The organism is Okeania sp. SIO3B5 (assembly GCF_010692555.1).
Taxonomy (GTDB): Bacteria; Cyanobacteriota; Cyanobacteriia; order Cyanobacteriales; family Microcoleaceae; genus Okeania.
On record NZ_JAAHHG010000472.1, the window covers coordinates 1 to 7,794 of the forward strand.

The window sequence follows — 7,794 nt, forward strand, 5'->3', positions numbered from 1 at the left end:
TTCCGACCTGATTTCTTTATTTTTTTTTTTCAAGCCGAAGACCGCATACGAGATCCCGCCGGCGTGGTGACTGGAGTTCAGACGTGGGCTCCTCCCACCCCATCCCCCCATCCCCCCATCCCCCATCCCCCCATCTCCCCATCCCCCCATCTCCCCATCTCCCCATCTCCCCATCCCAACTATATAACAAGTATTCCACTAGATTTGATATCAACGCTGTTTCGGAATAGTTAAGGTTCGACCAATCTGCATTTCTAAGTTGCGTGGATCGTCAAGCTGATTGGCTTCAGCAATAATGCGCCACAGTTTTGGATTTCTGTAAACTTGGGCTGCTATACTACTTAAAGTATCGCCACGCTTGATAATACGGGTGGTCAATTCAGGATCGGTTTGCCGTTTGTCTACTAACGGAGCAAGAAATTCTAAGAAACTAACGCTCAAATTTGCTCTCAGGGGTTTTCCATTCCCTTTAAAGAGCGTAAAATTTTGCGTCAAACTGGTAATTACGCCAATAAAGGGGAAATCAGAACCTACAGGAGCCTCACCCCAGGAAACTTCACAAACTCGTGGATGAGCTTCATCTCGTTCGATGCGAGTTAGAGTTACAATTTTGTTAGTTTCTTGTCGCACATCCTCCCCATTAACTGCTTCAGTCACGTCGAAAAATAATTCCAAAGTGAGCTGACGACTGCCACCCCCTTTAAATTCCACAGTGGGCGCATTAACTTGTCTTTCAGTGTTTGTTCCTTGTCCACTAGAGCTTTCCGGTGGTCCCCAGTTGACGGATTTACTGATAGAATAAGCTTCTGGATTAAATTGCACCGAAATTGCCTTGTTCAGCAACCTGTTGTACTGTTCCCCCTGCTTTTCTAAAGGAGTAATTGTCAATTTTGTTAATTTTTGTTGTCCTATTACCATTTCCCAATCCAATACATAACTTATTGTTTTTGTTGTTTAATTTCTGCTAAAATTTCAGGTAATTTCTCGAAATCTCCCTCAGATAATTTACGCCCTGGTTTAGATTTCAGACGGTCAGCTAACGCATAAAACGCATCGGTATCGTCTCGATGAGCCAATACATAAGCCCGTAATTCTGGTTCATTCATGGTTTTAAAATTAGGATGATTCATAAAATTGTTACCTCACCATTTCTGTCAATTAAAACTTGGATATCTTCACCTGCGAGAATAAAAATATCATTGCTTCTTTCATCTAATCTAACTAGAGAAATTGGTAAATACATCTGTGTTATTCTTTGACACATAATAAAACAATTAACCGCTTGTTTCTCTGTAGGCATTTTCACACCTCATACCCCCCTACGTTCCTTTTCTACTGCAAGTTGACGAGCCAGAATCCTACTTACTTGTTCAGCAACTTTGGCGATATCTACCGATGCCCCTGATGCTGTTTCTGGAGCAGGCATTGGCGTTGTAGAATTTCCCTCCATTGCCAACTGAACTGTAGAATTATCTACTGTATTAGTTGTTTGACGAGTGAGTACACCATGAGTATTTATGGGAGTTATTGCTAGAGGTAGAGCAATTTTCTCACTATAAGGATTTTTGGTGGATGACCCCTCATTAGCTTGTAAACCATCGGTGCTTTTGAGCCAAACCATGTTTAACTCAGAACTAGGGTTACTGGCGATCGATGCTTCTGGTGATAGTTGTACAGGTAAGTTTGACTTTTGTCCCTGTAAGGATAAGGGCCGAGATTGAGAAAGGTCGGTCTTTGGTACGATTGAAGTTACGTTAAAATCTTCTGCTTTAGTTTGAATAATCCCTTTAACCAGAGGTAGATTAGTTTTTGGTTGAGTTGCAGTTACTAAACTGTTGGGATTAACAGAAGTATCTGCTTTCCTTTGAACCGTACTTGCCGATAATTGATTAGTAGCTTTGGGAAGAGGCAAATCCCGATCCTGTTTGGAGTTAGGTTCAGCTTCAACCCTAGCTCTTAGATTCCTGGCATTAACTTCTGAAACAGTTGCTTTGCGACTAATCCGAAAATTACCAGTGGATAGCCCCTCATTTGTTTTAGTTTGAATAATCCCTTTAACCAGAGGTGGATTAGTTTTTGGTTGAGTTGCAGTTACTAAACTGTTGGGATTAACAGAAGTATCCGCTTTCCTTTGAACCGTACTTGCCGATAATTGGTTAGTAGCTTTGGGAAGAGGCAAATCCCGATCCTGTTTGGAGTTAGGTTCAGCTTCAACCCTAGCTCCTAGATTACTGGCATTAACTTCTGAAACAGTTGCTTTGCGACTAATCCGAAATGGTCGATTTGTTTCTCCCCTACTTGTCTTCACAACAGAGGTGTCAGATTGTGGTTTTTTTTCCACTGGCTTTGTCATTACCGTTGCTTTCTGGGTTATAGATGGCTGCAGGGGATTTGTGTTAGTTCTGCCTAATTTATTAGGGCTTCTCCCTTGAATCTCCCTACTATTCTGAAACTGCCTTGATTGAGGCGGTATAGAACGTTGAACCATTTCTCCCATTGCTGAGTCAGCGTAAGGAGTTGTGGGAAATTGCTCATTAAGAACCTCCGCTGATTCCGTGCGCTGTCGCTGAAGACGTTGAGTTATTGCTGTAGGCTGCAAAACTCCAGATCCATAGCGAAATTTTACCTGTTCTGGTAAGGCCAACCTTTGTACAAGTCGTCCAGCCATCCCTTGAGTCGCTTGATAATGACAATGTAACTGCTGGGTATTAATTACCCCAGCAGGTTCAACCACTCGTCGTTGTAAACGTTGGCCCAAGGTTAGACTGTTTGGATTATTAGAAGGGTGTAAAGGATAATCTTCCATCTTAAAAGTACCAATAGTAATATTATGTCCGGATAATCAGTGATAAAAAACCTTTATCCCTTTAAACCAATATTTTCTTCTGTTTCCCCCTTTCAAAGGGGGGCTAGGGGGGATATCTTGATACTACACTGCGCGATCGCCCGAGGGAATCTTCTTCCTGGGCAACTCAGGATTCAATCCCCCCAACCCCCCTTCGTAAGGGGGGCTATTTTTCTTCCCCCCCTTCGTAAGGGCAGGGCTGTTTCAAAGTCCCGTAAGTTAAGGATTTAGGGATAACGGGAGATGAGAAGATAGCGGAACAGTGAAATTCACCAAAATTTGCCTATTTTTCATCCAATAAGCGTCTTTAAGCTCTGAGAGAATATTTGGTTCAACGCCGCTTAAAAGCCTCCATCCCCGTGTCTCCGTGTCACCGCGTCCCCGTGTCTATCGAGAATGAAACAGCCCTGCCTTCGTAAGGGGGGCTATTCTTCTTCCCCCCTTTCAAAGGGGGGCTAGGGGGGATATCTTGATACTACACTAGATAAAATCTATCTGCCCAGTTTGGGCATTCAAACGCCTATTGATTTGGGCAACTTCCTCAACCCACCGTCTCCTTTCTCTGTGTTCCATTACCATGATTGATTCATAGTGCCAATGGAAATGATAGGCCAGATAGGCTACCTCCTGATAGAGTTGGTCCAGGGGGTAGCCTAAGATTCCCCCGATAGGTCCAACTCCACAGAAAAATCCTTTTCACAGTGAGGACAGGTAATCTGGAGCGATCGCGTTCCATTGCCATTAATGCGATTGTACAAATCCTGTAGATAGGATAAGTCAGAAGCGAATAAGCCTTCAATCACTTTAGGATTAATCGCTTCTACAGAACCTAGTCTAGTTATAACTCGAGATAGCAGAATGACGATTAAGTAGGCTGGGTTAGATTGTACGCGAGGGTCTTTCAGGGGTATAATTTCATCGGCAGCAGTTGCCAGTCGCATTATCCCTTCCTTATGTAAAGTGCCTTCTTTGTCCACATAACCTGCTGGTAATGTAAACTCATACTCAGTTTGCAGCATGGCTGTTTGCTCAGGAATATTCATACCGTTTCACGGACTTCAAAAGTCAATGGAATTCAAAAGTCAAAAGTCAAAAGTCAAAAGTAAGATTTTATAGACACGGAATTCAAAAGTCAAAAGTCAAAAGTCAAAAGTAAGATTTTATAGACCCATAACAGGGAATTTAAAAGTCAAAAATTAATATTTTATAGACTCATGACAGGCAAGAGGAAACAGAGAACAGGAAGAAAGAATTGATAATTTATGGATAAGATTGGATATCTATGATAGTCATATGCAATTATTTTTGCTTATGTATTTATACAATTCAGAACTTACGTAAATTCTTAGATAAAAAGCTATCTGTAGAGGGATAATGACAATTAAACCCTACTATATATGGGAGTTCTGCGTAATTTCTGCAATTAATTTTGCATAAATAAGCACTTACCTAAAAATCTTGTTATCATATCAAATCCGCTTAATTCGCTAGAAAAAAATGTTCTATTTTCCATCCTTCCCACACTCTTTTTATCAAAATAATATGGGTCTAAAACCCCGCCAAGATCGGCGAAATATTTTTGGAGCGGGCCTCAAATCCCCGTTACCAAAATCACTTCTGACTTCCCCTCCCCTCCACCGGAGGGGCTAGGGGTGGGTTGGGAGGGGTTAGGGGTGGGTTGACTTCTGACTTCTGACTTCGTTAAGCTCGCTCCAGACGTTCACAAGTTACGGTTAGGGTATCAATCGCAACATCACTTCCCTTAGCATCTAAACCAGGTGCTTCATACTTACTAGCCCAAGCCTGGAAAAAGTTCCAGCGTACTTTTTCTTGTCCTGTATCATCAAGCAGAATGATAGAACCATTTTTACGTTCAATCTGTCCATTGACAGCAGCTAAGTGCCAGTCATAGAGTTCACGAGAATCAGTTAGTCCCCATTTGAGAGAAATGTCAGGATAACTAGCTTTCCCTCGCAGTTTACGCACTGTAGCATCGTCTCCACCTTCACGATATTCAACGATTTCTACCTCAGAACCAAAACCACTACATTCTGAAAATCCTCCCTGAACAATGCCATCAATCTCCACAAGGAAACGATAGTTTTTATACGGATCGACTCTTGGCATGACTAAATCTCCTTTTTAGTTGGTTCAACAGATTACTATTCGCCAGCCGTTTGCTGGATGCGGAAGATAACAAATTCCGCTGGCTTGACAATTGCTACCCCAATCAGGGTAACAACTTGTCCTAACTCCCTGACCTCTGGGGGATTAGTGTCTGCGTCACATTTAACAAAGAAAGCTTTATCCGGTGTTTCTCCAAACAAGGCTCCACTGCGCCATTCATTTAATAGGAAGTCCCCTACTGTCCGTTTAATCCGTTGCCACAGTCCTAAATCATTGGGTTCAAAGACAGCAAACTGCGTCCCATCATTAATAGACTCCACTAAGTAATTGAAATAGCGACGGGTACTGATATAGCGAAAATCAGCATTGGCATCATCTGCCATTGTCCGCGCTCCCCAGACTTTAATTGTGCCTTTGAAAGAACGAATCACGTTAATCCCTTCTGGATTTAAACCATCCTGCTGTGCTTTACTAATGGGACGACTGATATCGAGAGCATTAACAACAACTTCATTCGCAGGTGCTTTAAACACCCCCCGCGTTGCATCATTGCGAGCATAAATTCCAGCAATGTGACCACTAGGAGGTATAATATCTGGAACTTCAGTAACTGGATCGAAGACTTTAATCCAAGGATAGTAAATGGCGGCATAGCTAGCTTGCTGGCTCGGACCAACAGGACGAATACCACTTACATTACCTGGATCTTCGGTTTGAACGCCATCTAAAATAGCCACTCTGTCTCCCATTTTAGCACAGTGAGCAATGATGGCCGTGTGTTGAGCTTGGCTGATTGCTCCTGGTACGGCAACAATGGTGATTTCATCAACTGGTTCAAACTTCTCTAACTCATCACTAGGGTTGTTGAGAGGGGGGACAGGAGGATCTTCTTGTGAAGGAGCAACCCGCAGCACATGACAACGAGTACCTCCATTGAAGAAGAAGCCATATACAGCATGGGCTAAGATTTTATTGCCCTCTTGAAAATCGCCAAATTTAGTTTTGAACTCTTCCCAACTGGTAATTAATATCGGTTCACCTGCTAGAGCCAAAGTATACGGGATTGGTTCATTGGCGAGGTCAAACTGTCCTGGTTGAGGTGGCATTGTAACATCATCAGCTACCACTCCAATAAATCCAGCTACACTGGTAGCAACGCCAGCAATGGGTAGGGAAGCGGGTGGCACATATTCAACATAAACTCCTGGGGAGAGATATTGTGGCATACTGTTTTCTCCTTGATAATCACTAAAATTACTGCTGTAACTCCACGTTGTAATTACTTTCTGTGTTTTCTACTGGAATAGTAATATTAACCTCCTGTAATAAATTTCCTAACTGCACCCTCAAGGTATAAGCACCAGCAGAAATTGCCCCTATGCTGTACTGTCCATTTCCATCAGTGGCTACAGTAAGATTAGGTTCAACTAAAATAACTTTTGCACCCACCACAGGTTGATTGTTGGTATCCGTAACTTGTCCACCAATGCGGAAAAATCTTTGTTCGGTACCTGGCACAAGTTGTTCTGAGAATGGTGAAAGTTGCTGACCTAATTGTAAATCTTGAGTAATGACAATGGGGGTTGGTTCTGGCTCAAACAGTTCCTTCATAGAAAGGGTGACAGTGACTGTAATTGAAGGACGCAATTGATTACCCAACGCTGTCCAAAGTTCAGCCACACTTTGCACTCCATCGACTTGAGCTGTTACCAATGGTAAGGGTGGTTCTTGCCCTGCCAGTCGGGTACTTTCTAAAAAAGGTATTTCTGGAATAGTTGGATAGCCTGAGAATACTTGCAGTACTTGGCTAAGTAATTGGTGTTCTTGCAGGGGTAATTCTTCCCCGCCAACTGGCCAAGCTGTAACCAAATAAGAACAGGCTATGCGCTTAGGTGGGTTATGAACTATAGCTTGTCCATTCCGCCGCTCAATAGTCGGTTCATTACTGCGCAGTTCCAGGTGTTCCCGAATGTCGTACAGAAATAAATTAACAGTGGTTTGCCCAGGACTAAAAGTTTCCGACGGACGCTCAAAGGAAATTTGGGCTTCCGCCAATTCTGGAAACCTCGATGATAGTCTTGAATCTTCCAAAATCCTCCTCAAAGCTTGACTCAGATCGCGAATCATTTTGACTAACCTCGTTGGATTTTATGATCGACCATGCATCACTTTCGTGACTTAGGACCTGCCTGAAAAATACATCTTTTGTAGTTTTGGGGTATTAACTTTTACTCACAGTTACGTTGTTTTTAATGAGTAGTCCTAAATATTGTAATAATTTGTAATAATAGAATAAATATTCTAGTTTTTAACCCTGATGTCAATAATTATTACCGAAAAGCGACGTTGAGAGCAAGCGTGTTTTAACCGGGGGATGAAAACAAGCGAGTCGTTTAGACTAGACAACTTTAGTTATCCTGTGCTATTATTTAGATATATAAACGTTTAGACAAAAGTAAGCAGCAAAGCATGGTTTAGACGCTATGCCGACTGTGTAGGGGCACTTTGACTTGTCCCCAAAGAGTATATCTTTGGTCAGCTAAGAAAAAAACGAAGCAACATGGATTTATCGGTGTTGCGTAGTATCAACTTAGAATCCCCTCGGCAAAAGCTGCGGGGAGTAGTCAACCTAATTATCTTAACTTAAATAAATGTGGATGCTTCCATATTGTGAAAATAGGTAGAATTCATAGTATTGACATCCTCCCCGGCCTAAAGGCACGGGGATTCCTACTGAGCCATAGCTCCTCGGCGGGTTGACGCTTTGCTTCGCATAGCTGTCGCTAACACAGGGTGCTGCTTCCTTGGCGGTAGTCTAACGC

At 42.6% G+C, this 7,794-nt stretch carries 9 protein-coding genes; all 9 read right to left on the reverse strand.

Going from position 1 to position 7,794, the window contains the following annotated elements; genetic code table 11:
• Nucleotides 1-210 precede the first annotated feature (210 nt).
• The 9 genes from F6K54_RS35750 to F6K54_RS35785 all read right to left on the reverse strand — a co-directional run bounded on the left by F6K54_RS35750 (nt 211) and on the right by F6K54_RS35785 (nt 7,099).
• Nucleotides 211-918 carry a LysM peptidoglycan-binding domain-containing protein gene (locus F6K54_RS35750; protein ID WP_293088541.1) on the reverse strand — a complete coding sequence of 236 codons (708 nt, stop codon included), beginning with the start codon at nt 916-918 and terminating at the stop codon, nt 211-213.
• A gap of 20 nt (nt 919-938) precedes the next feature.
• Nucleotides 939-1,130, reverse strand: coding sequence for a DUF6887 family protein (locus F6K54_RS35755; protein ID WP_293088542.1), 192 nt, complete (start codon nt 1,128-1,130; stop codon nt 939-941).
• Nucleotides 1,127-1,300, reverse strand: a complete 174-nt coding sequence (locus F6K54_RS35760) for a DUF6888 family protein (protein WP_293088544.1) — start codon at nt 1,298-1,300, stop codon at nt 1,127-1,129. The genes F6K54_RS35755 and F6K54_RS35760 overlap by 4 nt, the downstream gene beginning before the upstream one ends.
• 9 nt (nt 1,301-1,309) lie before the next feature.
• Nucleotides 1,310-2,806, reverse strand: coding sequence for a hypothetical protein (locus F6K54_RS35765; protein ID WP_293088545.1), 1,497 nt, complete (start codon nt 2,804-2,806; stop codon nt 1,310-1,312).
• 519 nt (nt 2,807-3,325) lie between these two features.
• Nucleotides 3,326-3,514, reverse strand: a complete 189-nt coding sequence (locus F6K54_RS43415; protein ID WP_366558327.1) for a DUF6760 family protein — start codon at nt 3,512-3,514, stop codon at nt 3,326-3,328.
• Entirely contained in the window at nt 3,499-3,888 is a 390-nt protein-coding gene (locus F6K54_RS35770; RefSeq protein WP_366558326.1) for a phage tail assembly protein, read from the reverse strand. Before F6K54_RS35770 ends, F6K54_RS43415 begins: the two co-directional genes overlap by 16 nt.
• Before the next feature lie 658 nt (nt 3,889-4,546).
• On the reverse strand, nt 4,547-4,972 hold the full coding sequence (locus F6K54_RS35775) for a phage tail protein (protein WP_293088547.1): 426 nt from the start codon (nt 4,970-4,972) through the stop codon (nt 4,547-4,549).
• 35 nt (nt 4,973-5,007) lie between these two features.
• The gene (locus tag F6K54_RS35780; protein WP_293088548.1) at nt 5,008-6,198 is read right to left on the reverse strand and encodes a phage tail sheath subtilisin-like domain-containing protein; all 1,191 of its coding nucleotides are present in this window, start codon (nt 6,196-6,198) and stop codon (nt 5,008-5,010) included.
• 28 nt (nt 6,199-6,226) lie between these two features.
• On the reverse strand, nt 6,227-7,099 hold the full coding sequence (locus F6K54_RS35785) for a Pvc16 family protein (protein ID WP_293088550.1): 873 nt from the start codon (nt 7,097-7,099) through the stop codon (nt 6,227-6,229).
• Between the last annotated feature and the right edge of the window lie 695 nt (nt 7,100-7,794).

Excerpts from the sequence above, each read along its gene's own strand:
- F6K54_RS35750 (WP_293088541.1), bottom strand. The coding sequence starts at position 918 with ATGGTAATAGGACAACAAAAATTAACAAAATTGACAATTACTCCTTTA.
- F6K54_RS35755 (WP_293088542.1), bottom strand. The coding sequence starts at position 1,130 with ATGAATCATCCTAATTTTAAAACCATGAATGAACCAGAATTACGGGCT.
- F6K54_RS35760 (WP_293088544.1), bottom strand. The coding sequence starts at position 1,300 with ATGCCTACAGAGAAACAAGCGGTTAATTGTTTTATTATGTGTCAAAGA.
- F6K54_RS35765 (WP_293088545.1), bottom strand. The coding sequence starts at position 2,806 with ATGGAAGATTATCCTTTACACCCTTCTAATAATCCAAACAGTCTAACC.
- F6K54_RS35770 (WP_366558326.1), bottom strand. The coding sequence starts at position 3,888 with ATGAATATTCCTGAGCAAACAGCCATGCTGCAAACTGAGTATGAGTTT.
- F6K54_RS35775 (WP_293088547.1), bottom strand. The coding sequence starts at position 4,972 with ATGCCAAGAGTCGATCCGTATAAAAACTATCGTTTCCTTGTGGAGATT.
- F6K54_RS35780 (WP_293088548.1), bottom strand. The coding sequence starts at position 6,198 with ATGCCACAATATCTCTCCCCAGGAGTTTATGTTGAATATGTGCCACCC.
- F6K54_RS35785 (WP_293088550.1), bottom strand. The coding sequence starts at position 7,099 with ATGATTCGCGATCTGAGTCAAGCTTTGAGGAGGATTTTGGAAGATTCA.